The sequence below is a fragment of the Limnohabitans sp. genome, assembly GCF_034680285.1.
Classification (GTDB): Bacteria; Pseudomonadota; Gammaproteobacteria; order Burkholderiales; family Burkholderiaceae_C; genus Limnohabitans_A.
On sequence record NZ_JAXITC010000007.1, the window covers coordinates 95,601 to 117,604 of the forward strand.

The 22,004-nt window shown below is 59.5% G+C and carries 19 protein-coding genes; 7 read left to right on the plus strand and 12 right to left on the minus strand.

What is annotated here, in order from left to right:
* Position 1: 1 nt before the first annotated feature.
* The 3 genes from SWE17_RS07750 to hemC are packed head-to-tail and all read right to left on the minus strand — an operon-like array spanning position 2 to position 2,804.
* Positions 2–1,039 (minus strand): uroporphyrinogen-III C-methyltransferase, encoded by a 1,038-nt coding sequence (locus SWE17_RS07750; RefSeq protein ID WP_322992527.1) that lies wholly within the window; start codon positions 1,037–1,039, stop codon positions 2–4.
* Positions 1,036–1,872: a uroporphyrinogen-III synthase gene (locus SWE17_RS07755; protein WP_322992528.1), complete on the minus strand. Its 837-nt coding sequence runs from the start codon at positions 1,870–1,872 to the stop codon at positions 1,036–1,038. Before SWE17_RS07755 ends, SWE17_RS07750 begins: the two co-directional genes overlap by 4 nt.
* 14 nt (positions 1,873–1,886) lie before the next feature.
* Positions 1,887–2,804 (minus strand): hydroxymethylbilane synthase, encoded by a 918-nt coding sequence (gene hemC / locus SWE17_RS07760; RefSeq protein WP_322992529.1) that lies wholly within the window; start codon positions 2,802–2,804, stop codon positions 1,887–1,889.
* A gap of 163 nt (positions 2,805–2,967) precedes the next feature.
* Here hemC and ppc point away from each other — a divergent pair, with 163 nt between their 5' ends.
* The 3 genes from ppc (at position 2,968) to argH (ending at position 8,707) form a co-directional block, all read left to right on the plus strand.
* The gene (gene ppc, locus SWE17_RS07765; protein WP_322992530.1) at positions 2,968–5,823 is read left to right on the plus strand and encodes a phosphoenolpyruvate carboxylase; all 2,856 of its coding nucleotides are present in this window, start codon (positions 2,968–2,970) and stop codon (positions 5,821–5,823) included.
* Between the two features lie 134 nt (positions 5,824–5,957).
* Positions 5,958–7,211 (plus strand): serine hydrolase, encoded by a 1,254-nt coding sequence (locus tag SWE17_RS07770; protein WP_322992531.1) that lies wholly within the window; start codon positions 5,958–5,960, stop codon positions 7,209–7,211.
* Positions 7,212–7,258: 47 nt separating this feature from the next.
* On the plus strand, positions 7,259–8,707 hold the full coding sequence (gene argH, locus SWE17_RS07775; protein ID WP_322992532.1) for an argininosuccinate lyase: 1,449 nt from the start codon (positions 7,259–7,261) through the stop codon (positions 8,705–8,707).
* On the opposite strand, the gene SWE17_RS07780 is transcribed toward argH, so the two are convergent.
* Positions 8,699–9,727, minus strand: a complete 1,029-nt coding sequence (locus SWE17_RS07780) for a metal-dependent hydrolase (RefSeq protein WP_322992533.1) — start codon at positions 9,725–9,727, stop codon at positions 8,699–8,701. The genes argH and SWE17_RS07780 overlap by 9 nt on opposite strands.
* A gap of 164 nt (positions 9,728–9,891) precedes the next feature.
* On the opposite strand from SWE17_RS07780, the gene SWE17_RS07785 reads away from it, so the two are divergent.
* A complete protein-coding gene (locus SWE17_RS07785) occupies positions 9,892–10,395 on the plus strand; it encodes a hemerythrin domain-containing protein (RefSeq protein WP_322992534.1) in 504 nt (167 codons plus the stop codon).
* 21 nt (positions 10,396–10,416) lie between these two features.
* On the opposite strand, the gene SWE17_RS07790 is transcribed toward SWE17_RS07785, so the two are convergent.
* From SWE17_RS07790 to SWE17_RS07825, 8 genes are all read right to left on the minus strand, one after another.
* Positions 10,417–11,400, minus strand: a complete 984-nt coding sequence (locus SWE17_RS07790) for a tripartite tricarboxylate transporter substrate binding protein (RefSeq protein ID WP_322992535.1) — start codon at positions 11,398–11,400, stop codon at positions 10,417–10,419.
* Positions 11,401–11,425: 25 nt separating this feature from the next.
* The gene (gene garD, locus SWE17_RS07795) at positions 11,426–13,000 is read right to left on the minus strand and encodes a galactarate dehydratase (protein ID WP_322992536.1); all 1,575 of its coding nucleotides are present in this window, start codon (positions 12,998–13,000) and stop codon (positions 11,426–11,428) included.
* A complete protein-coding gene (locus SWE17_RS07800; RefSeq protein WP_322992537.1) occupies positions 12,997–13,989 on the minus strand; it encodes a lactonase family protein in 993 nt (330 codons plus the stop codon). Before SWE17_RS07800 ends, garD begins: the two co-directional genes overlap by 4 nt.
* Positions 13,990–14,034: 45 nt before the next feature.
* Positions 14,035–14,889: an amidohydrolase family protein gene (locus SWE17_RS07805; protein ID WP_322992538.1), complete on the minus strand. Its 855-nt coding sequence runs from the start codon at positions 14,887–14,889 to the stop codon at positions 14,035–14,037.
* Positions 14,886–15,881 (minus strand): hydroxyacid dehydrogenase, encoded by a 996-nt coding sequence (locus tag SWE17_RS07810; protein WP_322992579.1) that lies wholly within the window; start codon positions 15,879–15,881, stop codon positions 14,886–14,888. Before SWE17_RS07810 ends, SWE17_RS07805 begins: the two co-directional genes overlap by 4 nt.
* A gap of 14 nt (positions 15,882–15,895) precedes the next feature.
* Positions 15,896–17,179: a TRAP transporter large permease gene (locus tag SWE17_RS07815; RefSeq protein ID WP_322992539.1), complete on the minus strand. Its 1,284-nt coding sequence runs from the start codon at positions 17,177–17,179 to the stop codon at positions 15,896–15,898.
* Between the two features lie 2 nt (positions 17,180–17,181).
* Positions 17,182–17,700 carry a TRAP transporter small permease gene (locus SWE17_RS07820; protein ID WP_322992540.1) on the minus strand — a complete coding sequence of 173 codons (519 nt, stop codon included), beginning with the start codon at positions 17,698–17,700 and terminating at the stop codon, positions 17,182–17,184.
* A 98-nt stretch (positions 17,701–17,798) separates the two neighbouring features.
* Positions 17,799–18,782 carry a TRAP transporter substrate-binding protein gene (locus tag SWE17_RS07825; RefSeq protein ID WP_322992541.1) on the minus strand — a complete coding sequence of 328 codons (984 nt, stop codon included), beginning with the start codon at positions 18,780–18,782 and terminating at the stop codon, positions 17,799–17,801.
* Positions 18,783–18,921: 139 nt separating this feature from the next.
* Between SWE17_RS07825 and SWE17_RS07830 the strand changes: the two genes are divergently transcribed.
* The 3 genes from SWE17_RS07830 (at position 18,922) to SWE17_RS07840 (ending at position 21,990) form a co-directional block, all read left to right on the plus strand.
* Entirely contained in the window at positions 18,922–19,650 is a 729-nt protein-coding gene (locus tag SWE17_RS07830; protein WP_322992542.1) for a FadR/GntR family transcriptional regulator, read from the plus strand.
* An 85-nt stretch (positions 19,651–19,735) separates the two neighbouring features.
* Complete coding sequence (gene gudD / locus SWE17_RS07835) at positions 19,736–21,073, plus strand: glucarate dehydratase (protein ID WP_322992543.1); 1,338 nt, start codon at positions 19,736–19,738, stop codon at positions 21,071–21,073.
* Positions 21,074–21,105: 32 nt separating this feature from the next.
* Complete coding sequence (locus tag SWE17_RS07840; protein WP_322992544.1) at positions 21,106–21,990, plus strand: 2-hydroxy-3-oxopropionate reductase; 885 nt, start codon at positions 21,106–21,108, stop codon at positions 21,988–21,990.
* The last annotated feature ends 14 nt before the right edge of the window (positions 21,991–22,004 follow it).

Genomic DNA, 22,004 nt, shown 5'->3' on the forward strand with positions numbered 1-22,004 from the left:
TTTACCTTCCAGCCGCGGCCGTGGCCAGCGCAGCCAAGGAGCCTTCCAGGCGGGGACTGTCGCTGGCTTTGAGCTGTTCAGCCGATTGCTCAAGCAATTGCAGCATCTGCACCGTCTTGCGCGAAGACGCATCGGCATAGCGGCGCACCGTGATCGAAGCGGAAGCCAAATCGGCACGCGCAGCGTCTTTTTGTCGCGCCAACAAGCCCAATCGTGCGTTGAGCAATTTCAATTTAAGGTTTTCACGCAAGAAAAAACCCTGCTCGGGTGACAACAGGGCCGCCTCAGGCGACTCAATGCGGCTCACCCTCACCAGCCCCTTGAGCTGATCGGCAAATTGCTTCAGGCCTGCCATCCACCATGAAGGCGCTGCTTCTGGCTTCGCCGCAGACAAGGAACCATTCATGGCCGCTGTGGGCAAAGCCTGATTGGCCAAAACCAAACCATCCACCAAAGCCACGCCTTCGTCCAACTTGATCAACAAACCGGGCAGATCAAAAACTTGGGCCGTGCTCAGTCGGTCCAGATCTTTTTCCAAAGCCCGCAGCACCGGGGCCAGTCGGGGCTGGGCGGCCCGCTGCAAACGTGTTTGAGCTGATTTGAGTGCCGCCAACAAAGGCTCAAAACTGCCTGTCAGCTGGGTCTGCTGCTGCGCCATGCGAAGGGCCGACTCGATGTCCACCACCAAATTTTCATCGCGAGAACGCGACAAGCTCTGGATCAACTCCTCCAACTGGCTGCGCTGCAGCGCGACTTCGCCCAATCTGGTTTCGACCAAAGCCAAACGCGCGGCACTGTCCTTCACCGTTTCCTGCGCCTGCTTAGCCCAAGCCTTGGCCTCCAGCGATTGCTGGCCCGCATCGGCGCTTTGGCGTGCCAGTTGTTCTTGAATACGCGACAGCTTTTGCCACAACAACACCGACAAGAACAAAGCCAAGCCAGCGACCACGATGGCCAACCATCGCCAAACTGGGCGATGCGATGCCGCAGGCCCTTCGGGGATGGCAGGAGCTTCGGCGGTTTCAGGTGATGCACTCATGCCAGTGATTTTATAGACTCGGCTTGGGCTTCCAGACCTGCAGGCACGATTTCCACACGCCCCCAACCCGCATTGCGCAAGCGCTGGGCAATGCGCGGGTGGGTGGCCAAGGCGCGCGCTTGGCCAATGGGCAAATCGGGGCAAACCTGCAGCAAATGCTGGGCCGCTTCAGAACTGCTGAACAACCACCACGAGCCGTCTTGCGTGGCCTGCTGGCTCAAGGCCCGTTGCTGGGCCGTCAAAGCGGGTGCGCGCCGAACATAGGCCACGGTTTGCAGCACCTGCACGCCCACACCCTCCAACTGCAAAGCCAACCAATCGCGTCCAGCCAGCTGGCCTTGCGTGTCAGCACCGCGAACAATCAACACCGTGGGCTGTGGGCTTGCATGGGCAGCAGCCCAATCCGCAGCTTCTTGGGTCTGCTTGGCCACCAAGGCCCAGAGCGCCTCAGAATCAAACTGAGTGGCCATCTCGGGTGGGGAGTCAATCGATTCAGCTGGCCAACCCGCTGCCAGCAAAGCGGCATGCGTGCCAGGACCTGTGGACCACGCTCGGCAATTGGCCAAGGCCACCCCCGCAGGTCGGGCCGCCATGAAAAAACGCACGGCATTGGCGCTGACAAACATCACGGCCAAGTGTGTGGACACCGTCTTCCAATGGACCACCAAGGGCGAAGCGTCGGGCAAAGCCGCTATCTCGATGAGGGGTAAGCTGTCGCAGAGCACGCCACGGGACTGCAGCGCCTCAGCCCAAGCACGGGCCTCGCGCTCAGGCCGGGTCACGACCACACGCAGGGACTCGGTGACAAAGGAGGGAGAAGCTGCCAGCGCCATGTCAGCGCCAGAAATCAATGCGCCCCGCCGTCGCGCAAAGCCTGCGCCACACTCAGGCCCAGTGCCTCGGCAGCTTGCAGGCCATCGGTGCTGGCGTGCGCATCGGCTGTGACCAAGGTGGTCGCGCCTTCCGGGTCGCCCCAGGCCGCCTGCAACTTGAGCACACCACCCTCAATGGTTGCGTGCGCGGCCAAAGGCATGGAGCAGCTGCCGCCCATGGCGCGGCTCACGGCCCGCTCGGCTGCCACGCGACGCCACGAGGGCGCATCGGCCAGTTGAGCCAACAAGGCGCGCAAATCGGCCCGGTCGCTGCGGATCTCGATGCCCAAAGCACCCTGCCCTGCGGCCGGCAGCATTTGTTCGGTTTCAAAAATGTGGCGAATCCGATCGGACAAGCCCAGGCGCTTGAGGCCCGCCGCCGCCAGCACAATGCCCGCGTACTGGCCTTCGTCGAGTTTGCGCAATCGCGTGTCCAGGTTGCCGCGCAGGGGCTCGATCTTCAAATCGGGGCGCAGCGCTCGCAACAGCACCGTGCGGCGCAGGCTGGATGTGCCCACCACAGCGCCTTGAGGCAAGTCTTCCAGGCGAGCGTATTGCGACGACACCCAAGCGTCGCGGGGGTCTTCTCGCTCCATGACACAGGCCAACTCGAAGCCCTCGGGCATGTCCATGGGCACATCTTTGAGCGAATGCACCGCGATGTCGGCGTGGCCCTCTTGCAGTGCCACTTCCAGCTCCTTGACGAACAGGCCCTTGCCACCCACCTTGGAGAGGCTGCGGTCCAGGATTTGGTCACCTTGCGTCGTCATGCCCAGCAACTTTACCGTGCAACCCAAGCCCTCCAGCAAGGACTTGACATGCTCGGCTTGCCACAAAGCCAAACGGCTCTCGCGGGTGGCAATGACGATAGAGGGCTGCTTGGACTCGGTCACGGCGGATTTCCTGAAAAAATTTTTGACATCATCAAAATGAAATCAATTGGTAATTTTGTCTCTCCGAGCGATGCTAGCATGATGTCAAGGCAAATTGACACCCCCATTTGACAGATGTCGACCGCCTTCCGACCCACGGCATCCACCCCACAGCGCAGCACCCATGAAACAGGCCCTTCTCAAAACCACCCCGCCCGTCAACAGCAGCGCCAGCACGCCCAATAAAAGCCAAAAACGGGACAGCGAGCGCCCCCTGGTCGAAGACATCCGCCTGCTGGGGCGAATTTTGGGCGATGTGATCCGCACGCAAGAGGGCCCAGAGGCTTATGAACTGGTCGAGCAAATTCGCAAGCTCTCGGTGGCTTTCCGGCGCGATGCCGATCAAGAGGCCGACAAAGCGCTGAAGAAACTGCTCAAAAGCCTGCCTGGTGACCGCGCCGTCAGCGTGATCCGTGCCTTCACTTATTTCTCACACCTCGCCAACCTGGCCGAAGACCGCCACCACATCCGCCGCCGCGCCATCCACGAGCGCGCCGGTCACACGCAAGAGGGCAGCATCGATGTGGCGCTGCAACGGCTGCGCTGGGCAGGCATCACGCCCAAAAGCATCTCGGACATGTTGGCCACCAGCTACGTGGCCCCAGTGCTCACCGCACACCCCACCGAGGTGCAGCGCAAAAGCATTCTGGACGCTGAGCGCGACATCGCCCACCTGCTGACCGAGCGCGATGCCATCAAGGCCCGCGCCGCTGCCGTCAATGCCGCCAAGGACGCGCTGACGCCCAAAGAGCTGGCAGCCAATGAGCAGCAAATGCGTGCACGAGTGATGCAGTTGTGGCAAACCCGCCTGCTGCGCTTCACCAAGCTCACCGTGGCCGACGAGATTGAAAACGCGCTGAGTTACTACGAAGCGACTTTTTTGCGCGAAATCCCCAAGCTCTATGCCGAGCTGGAAGAAGCCCTGCCCGGTCAGCCCATTGCCAGTTTTTTGCGCATGGGCCAGTGGATCGGCGGTGACCGAGACGGTAACCCCAATGTGACCGCGCAAACCTTGGAACACGCCCTGACCCGCCAAAGCGATGTGGCCCTGCGGCATTACCTGACCGAAGTGCACTTTTTGGGCAGCGAGCTGTCGCTATCGGCCATGCTGGTGCCCTTTGACGCCGAGATGCTGGCCTTGGCCGAACGCTCGCCCGATACCAGCGAACACCGTCAAGACGAGCCCTACCGCCGCGCCCTCACAGGCATTTATGCACGACTGGCCGCGACCCTGAAGGAACTCACGGGAGGGGATGCCGCACGTCACGCAGTGGCCCCGCAAAACCCCTACACCTGCGCTGAAGACTTTCTGACCGATCTGCGCGTGATCGAGGCCTCGCTGTGTAGCCACCACGCCGAAGCTGTGGCTGCGCAGCGCCTGCACCCGTTGATCCGGGCGGTGGAAGTGTTTGGCTTCCATCTGGCAACGGTGGACTTGCGCCAAAGCTCGGACAAACACGAAGAAGTCGTGGCGGAGCTGCTGACCACCGCACGCGTTGAAAAACATTACAGCCAGCTCGACGAACACGCCAAACAAGCCCTGCTGCTGGGTCTGCTCAACGATGCACGCCCCTTGCGCGTACAGGGTGCCGACTACAGCGCCCATGCCTTGTCCGAATTGGCCATCTTTGAAATGGCACGCCTCATGCTGAACAGCTTTGGCAAACAGGCCATTCGCCACTACATCATCAGCCACACCGAAACTGTGAGCGACTTGCTCGAGGTCTTGCTGCTGCAAAAAGAAGTGGGGCTGATGCGAGGCACGCTGGACACGCAGGCGCACAACGATCTGATCGTGGTGCCCTTGTTCGAGACCATCGAAGACTTGCGCAACGCTGCGCCCATCATGCGTGACTTTTATGCCTTACCCGGCGTGACGGCACTGGTCAAAGGCTCGGGCGGTGAGCAGGACATCATGTTGGGCTACTCGGACAGCAACAAGGACGGTGGCATCTTCACCAGCAACTGGGAGCTGTACCGGGCCGAAATTGCCTTGGTGGCATTGTTTGACCAACTGCAAAGCAGCCACGGCATCACCTTGCGCATGTTCCACGGCCGGGGTGGTACCGTGGGCCGAGGCGGCGGCCCCAGCTACCAAGCCATCTTGGCGCAACCACCGGGCACTGTGCGCGGGCAAATCCGCCTGACCGAGCAAGGCGAAGTCATCGGCTCCAAATACGCCAACCCCGAAATTGGTCGCCGCAACCTTGAAACCTTGGTCGCCGCCACCTTGGAGGCCACTTTGCTGCAACCCACCAAACCAGCGACTCGGGCTTTCCTGGACGCAGCCGCCGAATTGTCCGAAGCCAGCATGGAAGCCTACCGAGGCTTGGTGTACGACACCCCTGGTTTTACCGACTATTTTTTCGGCGCGACACCGCTCAAAGAATTGGCGCAACTCAACATTGGCTCTCGCCCCGCATCGCGCAAGGCCTTGCAAAAAATTGAAGACCTGCGCGCTATCCCCTGGGGTTTCAGCTGGGGCCAGTGCCGCCTGACGCTGCCAGGCTGGCTGGGTTTTGGCTCGGCGGTTCAAGCCTACCTGGACAAACCCGATGCGGCCGAACGCAAAGCCGCTTTGGCCTTGTTGCAAAAGATGTACCGCCAGTGGCCTTTCTTCCGCACCCTCTTGTCCAACATGGACATGGTGCTGGCCAAAAGCGACCTGGCCCTGGCCTCGCGCTATGCCGAACTGGTCAGCGACACCCGCTTGCGCAAGAAGATTTTTGCCGCCATTGAGGCCGAATGGCACCGCACCGCTGACGCACTGGCCCAAATCACGGGTGAAAAGAACCGACTGGCCAGCAACCCGGCGCTCGACCGGTCCATCCGTCACCGCTTCCCCTACATCGATCCGCTGCACCATCTGCAGGTCGAGTTGATCCGCCGCTACCGGGCGGGTCTGGCCGACGAACGCGTGCAGCGCGGCATCCACATCAGCATCAACGGGATCGCAGCAGGCCTGCGCAACACGGGCTAAAACCGGGCCTGCACGCCTCTGCTGCTGCGAGATTTTCTGCGGGTTTTTTCGCATGACAGTGCAGGTTCTCGACACCCATAATGGGCACGAGGCCTGCCGCCGGGGCATGTCCGACGCTTTGATGAAAGCCATGCATGTCCCAACCCTCTGATTTGCCGCTCTTTCCCGCTGCCAGCGACTGCGATCCATTGCAACTGGGGTGGATGCAAGGCTCCCCTCCGTCAGCAGACAAAATCATCCAGGCCCATGACGGCAGCGGCTACCGCTTCCCGCAACTGCGCTGGAGTTTTGCGCACTACCGCCAACTGGTGCCCACCGCCACGGTGTCCAAGGGCTTGGCACCGTCCACGCCCCTGCCCCAAGCCAGCCGCTCACTGCCCCAAATACGTTACAGCCCCATGGGCAGCAACGCCGAGTGCGGCTGGGCCGACATGATGGAGGCCACCTACACCGATGCCTTGCTGGTCTTGCACAAGGGGCAGGTGGTGTTTGAGCACTTCGGCGGGGTGATGACCCCTTTGCACGCGCACATCGCCATGTCGGTCAGCAAATCATTCATGGGTTTGCTGGCTGCAAGTTTGGTGGCCGAGGGTGTTCTGGACGAGACCCAGAGCGTCGACCATTACGTCCCCGAACTCGCAGGCAGCGGCTTTGCCGATGCGACTGTACGCCAAGTCATGGACATGACCACCGGCATTGACTACTCCGAAAACTATGCCGACCCGCAGGCCGAAATCTGGAACCACATGCGTGCGGGTGGCGTCATGCCCCGCCCTCCTGGCTACAGCGGCCCCACCCACTTTTACGACTACCTCCAGACGGTGCGAAAGCTCGGTGAGCATGGCGAAAAGTTCACCTACCGCACGGCCAACACCGATGTGCTGGGCTGGATCGTGCGCCGCGTGAGTGGTCAAAACACAGAGCAAATGCTGTCCGAGCGCATCTGGCAGCCCATGGGCGCCGAGCTGGACGCCTGCTACACGGTGGACCCGATTGGCACCGCCTTTGCGGGCGGCGGCCTCAACACAGGCCTGCGCGACCTGGCCCGGTTTGGAGAATTGGTGCGCCAACATGGCCGCGTGGGTCAGACCCAGGTCTTGCCCGCCGCGGCGGTGGCCGACACCTTTGCGGGTGCCGACCCGGCCCGTTTCGCGGCCAATGGCCCGGCCACGCTGGCGGGCTGGAGCTACCGCAACATGTGGTGGGTGTCGCACAACGCCCATGGCGCCATCATGGCGCGGGGCGTGCACGGGCAAAACATCTACATCGACCCCAAAGCCGAGATGGTGATCGCCCGCTACGCCTCCCACCCTGTGGCGGCCAACATCGCCAACGACCCGCACACCCTGCCCGCTTACCACGCCTTGGCACTGGCTTTGCTGGGCTGAGGGCCGTAAAGTCAAACCGAGTCGAAGCCCGATAAAATTGCGGGCTTATGACAAACCAACTCGACAAAAAATCCCAAGCCTGGTCCGCGCTCTTTTCTGAACCCATGAGCGAGTTGGTCAAGCGCTACACCGCCAGCGTGTTCTTTGACAAGCGCTTGTGGCAAGCCGACATCACCGGCAGCCTGGCCCACGCCGACATGCTGGCCGCCCAGAACATCATTGGCGCCAGCGACCTGGCCGACATCCAGCGCGGCATGGCGCAAATCACCCAAGAGATCGAGTCCGGCGCTTTTGAGTGGAAGCTGGACCTGGAAGATGTGCACCTGAACATCGAAGCGCGCCTGACCCAGCTGGTGGGCGACGCGGGCAAGCGCCTGCACACCGGCCGCAGCCGCAACGACCAGGTGGCCACCGACGTGCGCCTGTGGCTGCGCAGCGAGATGGACCTGATCATCGATTTGCTGGTGGACCTGCAAAAATCGCTGGTCGATGTGGCCGAGCAAAACGTCGAAGTCATCCTGCCGGGCTTCACCCACCTGCAAGTGGCCCAACCGGTGAGCTTTGCGCACCACCTGCTGGCCTATGTGGAGATGTTCAGCCGCGATGCCGAACGCATGGTCGACGTGCGCCGCCGCACCAACCGCTTGCCACTGGGCAGCGCCGCTTTGGCGGGCACCACCTACCCGCTGGACCGCGAACGCGTGGCCCGCACCCTGGGCATGGTAGATGAAGCCGGCCACCCACAAGTCTGCCAAAACAGCCTGGACGGCGTGAGCGACCGCGACTTTGCGATCGAATTCACCGCCGCCGCATCTCTTTGCATGGTGCACATCAGCCGCTTCTCTGAAGAGTTGATTTTGTGGATGAGCCAGAACTTCGGTTTTGTGAAGATTGCTGACCGCTTCACCACCGGCAGTTCCATCATGCCGCAGAAGAAAAACCCCGATGTGCCCGAGCTGGCACGCGGCAAGACCGGCCGCGTGGTCGGCCACCTGATGGGCCTGATCACCCTGATGAAGGGTCAGCCCCTGGCCTACAACAAAGACAACCAGGAAGACAAAGAGCCGCTGTTCGACACGGTGGACACACTCAAAGACACCCTGCGCATCTTCAGCGAAATGGTGGGCGGCCAGGTCAGCCCGGCTACGGGCCAGAAAGAAGGCGGCATCACCGTCAACGCCGCTGCGATGGAAGCTGCCGTGAAAAAGGGCTACGCCACCGCCACCGACTTGGCCGACTACTTGGTCAAAAAAGGCCTGCCCTTCCGCGACGCCCACGAGGTGGTGGCCCATGCGGTGAAGACCGCGCAAGGCTTGGGCGTGGACTTGTCAGAGCTGCCGCTGGAAACCCTGCAAAAGTTCGACAGCCGCATCGAAGCCGATGTGTTCGGCCCGCTCAGCCTGCAAGGCTCGCTGAATGCCCGCAACACCTTGGGCGGCACCGCACCTGCGCAAGTGCGGCTGCAGATTGCGCGCCACCGCGCCCGCTTAGTCTGAACGACCTGCCGAGCCGGGGGGCGGTACATCTTGCCCCATGAGCCGCTGCCCCAGCCACTTCAAGCCCGCCCGGACATCCATTCGGCGGGCTTGCTGCTTTGCAGGCTCATGGCTCTGGCCTGGCGCCAATGGCGGGCCAATGTCAAAAGCAAACACGTAAGCGGGCTCTTGCCCCATGCGCAGGTCGGTCACGACCAACCGGCCGTTGTCGTGTTGAATTTTAAAAAACCCATCGGTGAATCGACTCAAACGCTGCAGCTGAAGGTGTTGGGCATTTTCTTCCGCCAAAGCACGCCCACTCACATGGGCCACAAATCGAACGGCCCTGTCGCCGTCCATGAAGGAATAAAAACCCTCATGAAACCGCTCGCCATCCATGGCCACCACACGCCACAATACGGTGTTGAAAGGCGCGGGTGTGACCAACAACTGTTGGCTGGGCAGCCCTAGCACTTGCAAGGACTCGCGGGCGTGCTGCGTGACCCAAGCTTGCGCCAGCGCACTCCAAGCCAAATAGGCCGTGCTGAAGGCCAGCGCCCATGCATTGATGCGTAAGGCCCGGCCTGTCCTTTTGACCCGCAGTGCCGCGATGACCCCAGCCAACAAAGGCAATGAGTACACCGGATCGACGATGAAGATGCTGCCCAAACCATAGGCTTCGTCGGTGAAAGGCTGGAAAACCTGGGTGCCATAAATGGTCATCAGGTCCAACAAAGGGTGCGTGACCAGAGCCAACAGAATGGCCCACCACCAGCGCGCATAAAGTTGGGGTTGGCGATGGACGCGGCTCACCAGCCAAGCCATCGGGAAAGCAAAGAGCGTGAGCAACAACAAGGCGTGGGTCTCGGCCCGGTGCCGAATCATGTTGAGGACCGGATCACCGTGGTCGATCAGCACATCAAGGTCAGGCAAAAGGCCTGCAATACCCCCCCAGAGGGCAGACTTCCAAAGCGCAGTGCGTCGCCCCATGACGGCCACCCCAACCGAAGCGCCTAGCAGGACTTGTGTGACGGAATCCATGGTGGTGACTCAGCAATCCAATATCGAAGATACAGAGGTTAAAGGCTTGCGCATGACCTGTCTGTTCACAGGCCTACCCCTTGACCGGCCCGTTCGACCCCTGAAGCCTTAAGGCCGCGCCCGAAGGGGGATAATTGTTCTCAGTGCCAATTTCATTTTCAACCATGTCACACACAGCCCAAGCCACTGCCGCCCCTGCCCTGATGCCCTGGACCGACTCTCTCCACACGGGCGACGCCCGCATGGACGAAACGCACCAAGAGTTTGTGGACATGATCAATCAGATTCTGGCCACGCCTGAAGACCAGCAGCTGCCGGTCTACAAGGCATTCTTGAACCACACGGTGGAGCATTTCGCCCAAGAAGAGCGCTGGATGCTGGCCACCGGGTTTTCGGCCGACAACTGCCACGCCGAGCACCACGCCACGATTTTGGAGACCATGCGCGTGGTCGAAGCCCATTACCTGGACAGCGACACCACCATCATCACCCGTATGGCCGAAGCACTGGCCGAGTGGTTTCCGGGTCATGCCAACAGCATGGACGCAGGGCTGGCGGCACACCTCAAATCAGTGGGTTTTGACAGCGTGACCGAAACCCTGGCCGACCCATCGGCCATCAAGAACGTGACCATGTCGGGTTGCGGCAGCGTCAGCTGCAGCAGCTGAAAAAGGGGCGTATCTGGCCGCTTATTGCGGCTGAATACCTGCCGTCTTGATCACACGGCTCCAAGTGTCGATTTCGGCTTTGACAAATTGGGTGTAGGGCTTGCTGCCGAGCGCGGGCACCACAAAACCCACCGATGTCAACCGTTGGCGCACGGCCTCTGACTGCAAAGCTTGCACCATGGCCGCTTCGAGTTTCTCGACGATGGCAGGCGGCGTGCCCTTGGTCACCGACAGACCAGACCACGACAGGGCTTGAAAGTCTTTGTAGCCCGACTCGGCCACTGTGGGCACATCGGGGTAGAGCGGGTTACGCTGCAAACTGCTCACGGCAATCGGGCGGATTTTGCCTGCCTTGATGTGAGGCAAAGCCGCGTCTTGGTTGATGAAAATCATGGGCACCGTGCCCGCCAAAAGGTCATTGAGCAAGGGACCACCGCCCCGATAAGGAATACCGGTCAAAAAGATGCCTGTGGTTTGCTTGAACAATTCCATGGCCATATGGCCCGAAGCTGCGTGCGTGAAACCGTAGTCAAGTTTGCCGGGGTTTTTCTTGGCGTAATCCACCAATTCTTTGACCGTCTTGAAAGGCATGGACGGGTGAACCACCAAGACATTGGGGCCTGAATGCACCTGCGTCAGGTGAATCATGTCTGTCATCGAGTTGTATTTAAGCTTGGGGTCGAGGCCATGCGCGACTGCGTTTTGCCCCACGCCGCTCTGGATCAAGGTGTAGCCGTCGGCAGGCAAACGGATGGCGCGTTCCGTGCCAACAATGCCGCCAGCCCCACCAATGTTGTCCACCACCACAGGCTGCTTCAAGATTTTGCTCAGCTCATCGGCCATCAAGCGACCCATCACGTCACTGGTACCACCTGGTGGAAAGGGCACCACCAGTTTGATGGGGCGATTGGGGTAATCGCTTTGTGCAAAGACCAAAGCTGGGGCCATCGCCAGTCCAACAGCGGCCACACACAGCGTTTGGATGAGTTGTCTCTTGAGCTTCATGAGCGTCTCCTTTTGAATGGGTACTTCAGGTGATTGGTGCGGGGTTGAACAGCACGAGGGCATTGTGCAATTTCCACTGTTCAGCCCAGGTCTTGCGGCCACTGGCCACATCCAGCATCATGCGAAACAGTTCCCAACCGGCTTCTTCGATGGAGATCTCGCCATCGGCAATGCGGCCAGCGTTCATGTCCATCAGGTCGTGCCAGCGGCGGGCCAGATCGGTGCGCGTGGCCACCTTGACCACGGGGCAAGCCTGAAGGCCATAGGGGGTGCCCCGCCCGGTGGTGAACACATGCACGTTCATGCCTGCGGCCAGTTGCAGCGTGCCGCAAATGAAGTCGCTTGCGGGTGTGGCGGCAAAGACCAAGCCCTTTTGATCGGCCTTGAGCTTGTCGCCTGGCGCCAATACGCTGGCAATGGCCGAGCTGCCGCTTTTGATGATGGAGCCCATGGCTTTTTCAGCGATGTTGGACAAGCCTCCTGCCTTGTTGCCCGGCGTGGTGTTGGCCGTGCGGTCCACACGGCCACGGTCCAGGTACTGGTCGTACCAGCCCAGCTCGCGCACGATATCTTCTGCCACTTGAGGGGTGGCAGCGCGGCTGGTGAGTTGCTCCACCGCATCGCGCACTTCGGTGTTTTCCGAAAACATCACGGTCCCGCCAGAGCGCACGATCAGATCGGCCATGAAGCCCACCGCCGGGTTGGCGGTCACCCCGGAAAACGCATCGCTGCCCCCACACTGCACGCCCACCACCAATGCACTGGCGGGCACGGTTTGGCGGCGGCGCGCATTCAAGCGCTCCAGGTGCGGACGGGCGCTTTGCACGATATGGTCGATCATGGACATGAAGCCCACATGCGCATCGTCTTGAAGGCAGACCAGATCGGGCCCTTGGTCTTTTTCTCGCGCATCTTGGATCGGGAAGCTGCCCGGCGGCAGCAATCGATCGGGCTGCAACTTTTCGCAGCCCAAGCTCACCACCATCACCTCGCCGCCAAAGTTGGGGTTCAAGCTGATGTGACGCAGTGTGCGGATCGGAATCTCGGCCCCCGGCGCGTCAATCGCCACGCCACAACCGTAGCTGTGTTCCAGCCCCACCACGCCATCGACATTCGGGAACAGCGGCAACAATTCTCTTTCAATGCGCTCCACCGCAATCTTGACCACACCCGCCACACATTGCACCGTGGTGGTGATGGCCAGCAAGTTGCGTGTGCCCACCGAACCATCGGCGTTCACATAGCCTTCAAAAGTGAATCCTTGCAGCGGGGCTTGTGGGGCGGGCTGCACGGTGGCCATGGGCAGGCCCTGCAGTTCTCGCGCAGGCGGAATATCCAACAAGCGCTCGTGTACCCAACTGCCAGCCGGGATGGCTTGCCGCGCATAGCCCACCGGCACGTTGTAGCGCATGACAGCCTGCCCCTGGGCCAAATCCACCAAGGCTACTTTGTGGCCCTGCGGCACTTTGTCCAGCAACGCCACACCCATATCCAAGACAGTGCCGGGAGGCAAACCACCATCGTTGACCACGATCGCCACATTGTCCGCCGGGTGCATTCGCACCACTCGTGGCGTCACGGATTGCGCTGTATCGCTCATGCCAGTATCTCCACCCAGTTAGGGCCTTGACCCACAGAGATGCGTTGTTGACAGTCCAATTGACCCGACTCCGGGTCAATCGCCCAACGGCTCAGATGGTGCGACAACTGCCCCACCACCAGCAAATGACGCCCAGTTGGATCGATCGCAAAACCCCTAGGCTGAGTTTCAACCGAGACATGGCCCTGCAAAGCAAGACGACCTGTCGCGGCATCGACCAAGAAGTGCGCCAAAGTGCTAGACGTCCGCTCGCTGGCGTACAAGTGACGACCGTCGGGTGTCAGATGCAAATCGGCCGCCCAAGGTTGGCCTGTGAATCCCGTCGGCAAAATGCCTACGGTTTGCACCAAAATCAAACGGGCCTGATCAGCATCCCAATCCAGAACGTCCACTGTGCCATCGAGTTCATGGAGCAAATAAACCCGCTGGCCTTGCGGGTCAAACCGAAAATGCCGAGGACCAGCGCCTGCACGAGCGGCCCAGGATGAGGCGGGCGTCAATTGACCCGTCTCGGCATTGAAACGCAAGACCATGAGTTCGCCACCGCCCAGCGCTGTGGCCATCACATAGCGCTTGCAGGGGGAGGGCAAGATGGCATGGGCATAGGGGCCAGTAGGCAAAACCTGCTGCACAGAGCCCACCGTGCCATCTGGCCCAATGGGGCTGACCGTGAGCTGGTGCCCGGGGTAAGAGGCCGCCAACAAGAACCGACCAGCCACGTCGGTGCTCACGTATGCCATGCTGGCAGGTAAAGCGGCCTCACCCAGCAAATGCAGATCTCGGCTGACGGGGTCAATGGCCAGACTGACCAACGCCATCGGTTCGCTGCGCCGCGCCACATAAAGAACTTTCTGAGTCGGGCTGATGGCCATGGGCATCAGGTTGCCTCCCACAGGCACCGTACTTTGCAAACGCAAGCTGCCATCGACTGCCATGTGCAGAACAGAGATGTCACCGCTGTCGGCGTTGGAAACATAAACGTGGGGCATGGTCAAAATAGGGAAAACAAAATCACAACAAATGACATCATTTGCTCAGGCGTCAAGACCATACAGCTGCGCCGGGTTGTCCACCAGGATGCGCTGAATGTCTGCCGTGTGGGACACCCAGTGGGACAAAAGGTTCAGCAGCGCCGCAGAGGATGGCACTGGGTTTTGATTGGGATGTGGCCAATTGCTCGCCCACAAGCAGCGCTCGGGGTAATTTTTGGCCAGATAACGGGCCATCAGACTCACGTCCTCATAGTGCGGCGCCCCAGTTTTAGATGTTTCGTAAGGGGCCGACAGCTTGACCCAGACTCGCCCTGTGTCCATCAAGCGGCAAAGGGCCTGGAATGCCGCATCGTCAGTGCTGGCAGGTGGCACCAAAAATTTACCTGTGTGGTCCAGCACGATCTGTGTATTGAGGCTTTCCAGCAAAGGCATCCGTTGCTCAAATTCGCAGCCATCGAACTGCACATTCAGGTGCCACCCCAAGGGCCCGACCTGGTGTGCCAAGGGTGCCAATGCGTCCCAACCCAGCGGGCCACCGGGCAACATCATCATGCGAATACCGCGAACACCTGCCGAATGCAAATCTTGCAGCGTGCTCTGTGTCACCGAAGTGGGCACGATGGCCACAGCACGGGCTCTGCCGGGCATGCTGGCTACAGCTGCCAATGTGCAGCGGTTATCAAAACCATAGCCAGTTGGCTGCACAACAACAACGCGCGTCAAACCTAAAGCCGCCTGCACTTTGGCGTAATCGGCGATCGGCGCGTGCGGCGGCTTGAACGTGGCGGTGGGTGCCAATGGATAAGTATCGTCATAGGCATGCATATGGCAATCACATGCCCCGAACGGTACTGAAAAAGAAACGGCATCGGTCTCAGGCACTGCAGCGTCGATCATGTGGACATCCTCGACATCCACCGGGTGGCCTGCGCCGGATTGACGGCCCCGTTTGGCAAACGCCCTTGCAAGATAGCTCGCGTCTGCTCCACTGTTTCCAAAGCCTGGTGCTCAATGGCTTGTGGTGTGAGCCCACCCACATGCGGCGTGGCGATCACAAGGGGGTGTCGCGCAAGGTCTGGCGTCGGCATCTGGTCTGGTGCACAGCCTACATCCAGAGCGGCGCCCGCCAGCAACCCACGATCCAGCGCCCTCAATAGGGCCTGTTCGTCTACCAGTTGACCCCGCGATGCATTGATGAAAAAAGCGGAGGGCTTCATGCACGACAAGGCCTGCGCATTGATCAACTTGTCCGTTTCTGGCGTTGCTGGGGCGAGGCACACCACATGGTCAGCACAAGTCAAAAGTTCATGCCAACCGATGGACTCGACAGCTGCATCTGAAGGCTTCACATAAGGGTCGTACACACATACGCGCATGCCAAACGCCTGTGCCAGTCGCGCGACATGGCGACCGATTTCGCCGTAACCAATGATGCCCAAACAGGCCCCCCGCAGCTCACGGCCCATGCGCGGCTCGACCGACTGACCTTGCCAGTAGGCCGCGGCGGCTGGGCTGATGCTGCGGCTCAAATCGATCATGACGCCGATCACCCATTCGGCCACAGCAGAACCAAAGCCCGGGCTGGCCTGAGTCACCAAAATCCCCTCATGACTTGCCGCTGCGACGTCGATGGTGCGGATGTCCACCGCACACCGGACGGCCGCCAGCAAACCCGGCACTGCGGAAAAAAATTCGGCGTCGAGTGCCGTCTGGCGGTACGCGATCAAAACATCACAGCCCTGCGCAGCCTCGATCAACTCCCGGGTTGACCAGTCGTGCGCATCGTGATTGAGCTTGACCTGGGCCACACCCTGCAAATTGGTCAGCGCCTGCTCTCCAAAGTAAGTGGCAAGACGCTCACGAGGATGGGTGACCAGGACAAAAGGCAATGGCATCGTTGGCTTTAGAGGCCCATGGTGCGTGGGAGCCACAAAGAAATTTGCGGCACATACGTCACCAACATCAGCACAATCAGCAAGATCACAAAGAAGGGCTTCATGGCCGAGACCACTTGCTCAATCTTGAGTTTCGCCACCGCACTGCCGACAAACAGCACCGCTCCGACAGGAGGTGTGATCAGGCCGATACCCAGGTTGACCATCATGATCATGCCGAAGTGAACCGGGTCAATGCCGATGCTTTTGATGACAGGCATCAGGATGGGTGTCAAGATCAGGATCAGTGGTGCCATGTCCATCAGGGTGCCCAGAACCAACAGCATGATGTTGATGCACGCCAAAATAACCCATGCTTCGGTACTCGATGAAGTGAAGAGCATGGTGATTTTGAGCGGAATCTGCATCATCGTCATGATGTAGCCGAAACTCGCCGCAAAACCGATCAAGATCATCACAATCGTCACCGTCTTGACGGTGCGGTGCATCAGCTTGGGCAAGTCTTTCCACTTGTAGTCACGGTAAATGAACATGGTCACAAAGAATGCCCACACCACTGCGATGGAAGCCGATTCTGTAGCTGTGAAAACACCACTCAGAATACCCCCCAAAATGATGCCCATGGTCATCAAACCCCACATTGCATCGGCACAAATCTTCAGTGCTTCCTTCAGAGGGATGACGCGGCCTTTGGGGTAATTTTCCTTGCGTGCCACATACAGGCAATAAATCGCTAGGCTCAGCCCCAACAGCAAACCCGGGAAGACGCCAGCCATAAACAAGGCCGCCACCGACACCGAACCGCCTGCTGCCATCGAATAGATGACTGCATTGTGGCTGGGCGGAATCAAGATCGCCTGGACTGAACCGCTCACCGTCACCGCCGTTGCAAATGGCCGCGGATAACCGTTTTTCTCCATTTCGGGAATCAGAACAGAGCCAATGGAGGCCGTGTCAGCCACGGAAGAACCGGAAATAGCCCCGAAGAAAGTAGAGGCCAGAATGTTGACCAACGAGAGGCCGCCACGCACAAAACCGATGAGCACTCCGGCAAACGCCACAAGGCGCCTCGACATGCCACCTTCGGCCATGATCGCGCCCGCCAGCACAAAACAGGGAATGGCCAACAAGGAAAATTTGTTGACGCCACTGGCCATCTGGATCATCACCGCATCCAGCGGCAGGTCAATCCACATCGCCCCCATCAAGGCGGCCAGACCCAACGCATACGCGACGGGCATGCCCAACAACATCAGCAAGACAAAACTACCAATCAAAACCAGTGCATCCATGATCAGATCGCCTCCGCCGATGTGGGGCCTTCGTGGTCAAAGACCACCACAGCACGCTCGTGTGCCGGACCCCAAAACAAAACTTCCAGCACAAAAACTAACGTCATGAATGCGCCTAAGGGCAAAGGCATGTAGGTCCAGCCAACCGCCATCCAAGGCAAGTCACCCAAGGTTTGACCCATGGTTTCCATGGCCAGCTTACTACCCCAAATCATCACAAAAATACAAATGCCCACCATGCACAAATGCACCAAACCAGCACAAATTTTTTGCAGTGAAACAGGCAAACGATCGGTCAACATGCGCACAGCAATGTGAGAACCAGCCCGGTAACTGGCTGCGGCACCCAAGAAGGTGAAGGTCACCATCAGCAGCACCGCCACGGGCTCAGGCCAGCTAGAGCCTGTGCCCAACACATAGCGGGTAAACACGCCCCAGGGGATGATGAGGCTCATGAAAAAAATCGAGATGCCGGATATCCAAATGCACAGCAGATACAGGCGATCAAACAAACGCAACATGGTCAAAAACCCCTGGAGTTGGTGTCGACACAAAAGGCTGGGACAAGGCAAGCCTTATCCCAGCTGGCAGCAGCGCCATGAAGCGCCAAGGCTGCGACTCACTTAACGGCTTCGATGCGCTTCATCAACTCAGCGTACTGACTGCCGTATTTGGCACGCACTGGCGCTGTGGCTTCATAGAAAGCTTTTTTATCCACCGTCTTGAACTGAATGCCAGCGGCTTGGAGTTTGGAGCTGTATTCGGCCACGCTCTTGTCCCACAGGGCACGCTGCTCCATTTGAGCTTCACGGGCAAATTTCATCAAGTTGGCCTGATCGTCTTTGCTCATCTTGTCCCAAGTGACCTTGGACATGACAAAAATTTCAGGAATGATCAGGTGAGTGGTTTGGGTGTAAAACTTCACTCCGGTGGAATAGTGGTTGGCAGTGAACAAGGTCGGTGGGTTGTTTTCCGCCCCATCCACCACGCCGGTTTGCAAGGCGCTGTAGGTGTCGTTGTGGCCCATGGTGATGCCGTTACCACCCATGGCATTCATGGTGTCAACAAACAAGGGGTTGCCCATCACACGGATTTTGAGACCTTTGAGGTCAGCGGGCGACTTGATTTCCTTCTTGGTGTAAAGGCTACGCGAACCGCTGTCCATCCAACCCAGCGCCACCAGGCGTGCGGGGCTGCTGGTGATCTTGTCCAAAATTTCCTTACCCACAGGGCCGTCGATCACAGCACGCATGTGCGCTTCGTCACGGAATACAAATGGCATGTTGAACACGTTCACATCGGGCACCACTGGACCCAAAATGCCCAAGGAAATGCGCGCAATTTGGATCGCACCGATTTGAGTTTGTTCAACCACCTCTTTTTCAGAACCCAGCACACCGCCTGGGAACATTTGCAGCTTGTAGCGGCCACCCGTGGCCGATTCCAGCTTTTTTCCCATGTTTTCAACGGCAACCACGTTCGGATAACCCGCCGGGTGCACGTCGGAAGCCTTGAGCACAGTTTGCGCCGAGGCCATGGGAATCAAAGCCAAAGAGAGCACGGCGGCTGCCGTGGAGGAAATCAGGTTTCTGCGGAAATTCATCGATGTCTCCTTTTGAAATAGGTGGAAGCCATTGCAGTCACCCGATGCACATGAAAAAACCACATCAAGTCATCAGTTGTCGTACAATAGAGCACTCATTATGCTTCCGCTTTGCGATTCAGTCAGCTAGGGATTACCCATGGATGCGACGACCACTTTACTGAAAAAACCCGGCGGCCTGGCCATTCAACTGGTTCACGCCATGACCGAACAAATTCGCAGCGGCCGCCTCAAAGCGGGCGACAAACTGCCGACCGAAGCGGCCATCATGAAAGACTTCGGCGTGAGTCGTACCGTGGTCCGGGAAGCCATTTCCAGACTTCAAGCCTCAGGCTGGGTGGATACGCGGCACGGAATCGGCACTTTCGTCCTTCACCAAAGCGATCACCCCTCTTTTCGAATCAGCGCAGAGCACATGGGGACTCTGCGCGAGGTCATCGCTCTGCTCGAATTCCGCATCAGCATAGAAACCGAAGCAGCAGCTCTTGCCGCCGTCCGCCGCACCCCTGAAAACTTGACAGAACTGCAGTCTGCACTGCTTGAATTCAACAACGCCATCGAGGAAGGCCGAGATGCAGTAACTGCGGACCACCGATTCCATCAGGAGATTGCTCGCGCCACACAAAATCACCACTTCACCGACCTGATGAACTCACTGGGCGCAGGCGTCATTCCACGTGCACGCATCAGCAGCATCCTGAGTACCGACCCCGAACGGCAGAGTTATCTCAAGCGAGTCAATCAAGAGCATGAAAGTATTTACAACGCCATTGCCGACCAAGACGTAGAAGCTGCGCGTGCCGCGATGCGAACACATTTGGCCAACAGCCGAGAGCGACTGCGCAAGAGCGATCCTGACAGCCCCTGACACCACATAACAAGAGCTCATCCACGTTTTCCCCAATGCACAATCGCACCCCAAGTTGTACGATGTCTATTGACTTTAGGCCCAAATGATGACCATACCACCCACCCCCACCGTGACCCGCATGCAGGTCATCCCTGTGGCTGGCCAAGACGGCATGCTGCTCAACTTGAGTGGCGCACATGGCCCGTTTTTCACCCGCAACATCGTCATCCTGACCGACTCGTCAGGCCATACAGGTCTCGGCGAAGTGCCCGGTGGCGAAAAAATCCGCCAGACGCTGGAAGACGCCCGCCCCCTGGTCGAAGGGCAAGCCATTGGCAACTACAACCAAGTGCTGAATGCCATGCGCCAGCAGTTTGCCGACCGCGACAGCGGTGGCCGGGGCAACCAAACCTTTGACCTGCGCACCACCATCCACGCCGTCACCGCCGTGGAATCGGCTTTGCTGGATTTGCTGGGCCAGCACCTGAACGTGCCTGTATGTGCCCTGCTGGGCGATGGCCAGCAACGCAGCCGAGTGCAAATGCTGGGCTATCTGTTTTATGTGGGCGACCGCCAGCAAACCGACTTGGCTTACAGAAGCGAGCCCGACCAAGCCGACGACTGGTTGCGCCTTCGCCACGAAAAAGCCATGACGGCCGAGGCCGTTGTCCGCCTGGCCGAAGCCGCGCAAGAGCGCTACGGCTTTCAAGACTTCAAACTCAAGGGCGGCGTGCTGCGCGGCGAAGAAGAAGTCGAGGCCGTGGTGGCGCTTCACGAGCGCTTTCCCAAGGCCCGCATCACGCTCGACCCCAACGGCGGCTGGCTGCTCAAAGACGCGGTCCGCCTCTTGCGCGACCACCGCAGCAACATGGCTTATGCCGAAGACCCCTGCGGCGCAGAAGGCGTGTTCTCGGGCCGCGAGGTCATGGCCGAATTCCGCCGCGCCACCGGCTTGCTGACCGCCACCAACATGGTGGCCACCGACTGGCGCGAGATGGCCCACAGCATCCAACTGCAGTCGGTCGACATCCCGCTGGCCGACCCGCATTTCTGGACGCTGCAAGGCTCGGTGCGCGTGGCGCAGTTGTGCCAGATGTATGACTTGACCTGGGGCTCACACTCCAACAACCATTTCGACATTTCGCTCGCCATGTTCACCCAGTGCGCTGCGGCAGCACCGGGCAAAGTCACCGCCATTGATACGCACTGGATTTGGCAAGACGGCCAGTTCCTGACCAAAGACCCGCTGCAAATCAAAGAAGGCTATGTCGATGTACCCGCCAAGCCTGGCTTGGGCATTGAAGTGGACATGGACGCGGTGATGCAAGCGAACCAGCTCTACCAACAACACGGACTGGGTGCTCGCGATGACGCCATCGCCATGCAATACCTGATCCCTGGCTGGAAATTCAACAACAAAATGCCTTGCATGGTGCGCTGAGCACCCGGGCCATTTAACTCAAAGGAAACACCATGAAACTCGGATTCATTGGCTTGGGCATCATGGGCGTGCCCATGGCCGGGCACTTGCTCGCGGGCGGCCACGAAGTTTTTGCTTTTTCACGCAGCGGCGTGCCTGCTGCCGTGCTCGAACAAGGCGCCAAAGCCTGCGCCAGCCCAGCCGAAGTTGCACAAAAAGCCGACATCATTTTCACCATGGTGCCCGACACCCCGCATGTGGAAGACGTGCTGTTTGGCGAGCAGGGTGTGGCCAAAGGCTTGAGTGCAGGCAAAACGGTGGTGGACATGAGCTCCATCTCGCCCATTGCCACCAAGGCCTTCGCAGCCAAGATCAACGCACTGGGCTGCGACTATCTGGATGCGCCAGTGTCTGGCGGCGAAGTGGGCGCCAAAGCGGCCAGCCTGACCATCATGGTCGGCGGCTCTGAAGCCACCTTCAACAAGGTGCAACCCCTGTTTGCCCTGATGGGCAAGAACATTACCCTGATCGGTGACAACGGCAGCGGCCAGACCTGCAAAGTGGCCAACCAAATCATCGTGGCGCTCAACATTGAGGCCGTGGGCGAAGCACTCTTGTTTGCCGCCAAAGCCGGTGCCGACCCGGCCAAGGTGCGCCAAGCCCTGATGGGCGGCTTGGCCACCAGCCGCATTCTGGAGTTGCATGGCGAGCGCATGATCAAGCGCACCTTCAACCCGGGCTTCCGCATCGAGTTGCACCAGAAAGACCTGAACCTGGCGCTGGAAGGCGCTAAGGCCATGGGCCTGAGCCTGCCCAACACGGCCAACGCTCAGCAACTGATGAACACCTGCGTGGCGCACGGCGGCGCAGCATGGGACCACTCCGGCATCGTGCGTGCACTGGAGATCGCGGCCAATTTCCAAGTTGCAGTCAACTGAACATCCCCCATTCC

Bases quoted from the DNA above. Each gene is read 5' to 3' on its own strand.
- SWE17_RS07805 (WP_322992538.1), bottom strand. From the start codon at position 14,889: ATGATCGACGCTGCAGTGCCTGAGACCGATGCCGTTTCTTTTTCAGTA.
- SWE17_RS07825 (WP_322992541.1), bottom strand. From the start codon at position 18,782: ATGAATTTCCGCAGAAACCTGATTTCCTCCACGGCAGCCGCCGTGCTC.
- SWE17_RS07840 (WP_322992544.1), top strand. From the start codon at position 21,106: ATGAAACTCGGATTCATTGGCTTGGGCATCATGGGCGTGCCCATGGCC.
- SWE17_RS07780 (WP_322992533.1), bottom strand. From the start codon at position 9,727: ATGGATTCCGTCACACAAGTCCTGCTAGGCGCTTCGGTTGGGGTGGCC.
- garD (WP_322992536.1), bottom strand. From the start codon at position 13,000: ATGAGCGATACAGCGCAATCCGTGACGCCACGAGTGGTGCGAATGCAC.
- gudD (WP_322992543.1), top strand. From the start codon at position 19,736: ATGATGACCATACCACCCACCCCCACCGTGACCCGCATGCAGGTCATC.
- SWE17_RS07820 (WP_322992540.1), bottom strand. From the start codon at position 17,700: ATGTTGCGTTTGTTTGATCGCCTGTATCTGCTGTGCATTTGGATATCC.
- SWE17_RS07785 (WP_322992534.1), top strand. From the start codon at position 9,892: ATGTCACACACAGCCCAAGCCACTGCCGCCCCTGCCCTGATGCCCTGG.
- SWE17_RS07815 (WP_322992539.1), bottom strand. From the start codon at position 17,179: ATGGATGCACTGGTTTTGATTGGTAGTTTTGTCTTGCTGATGTTGTTG.
- SWE17_RS07750 (WP_322992527.1), bottom strand. From the start codon at position 1,039: ATGAGTGCATCACCTGAAACCGCCGAAGCTCCTGCCATCCCCGAAGGG.
- SWE17_RS07790 (WP_322992535.1), bottom strand. From the start codon at position 11,400: ATGAAGCTCAAGAGACAACTCATCCAAACGCTGTGTGTGGCCGCTGTT.
- ppc (WP_322992530.1), top strand. From the start codon at position 2,968: ATGAAACAGGCCCTTCTCAAAACCACCCCGCCCGTCAACAGCAGCGCC.
- SWE17_RS07830 (WP_322992542.1), top strand. From the start codon at position 18,922: ATGGATGCGACGACCACTTTACTGAAAAAACCCGGCGGCCTGGCCATT.
- SWE17_RS07770 (WP_322992531.1), top strand. From the start codon at position 5,958: ATGTCCCAACCCTCTGATTTGCCGCTCTTTCCCGCTGCCAGCGACTGC.
- SWE17_RS07755 (WP_322992528.1), bottom strand. From the start codon at position 1,872: ATGGCGCTGGCAGCTTCTCCCTCCTTTGTCACCGAGTCCCTGCGTGTG.
- SWE17_RS07800 (WP_322992537.1), bottom strand. From the start codon at position 13,989: ATGCCCCACGTTTATGTTTCCAACGCCGACAGCGGTGACATCTCTGTT.
- argH (WP_322992532.1), top strand. From the start codon at position 7,259: ATGACAAACCAACTCGACAAAAAATCCCAAGCCTGGTCCGCGCTCTTT.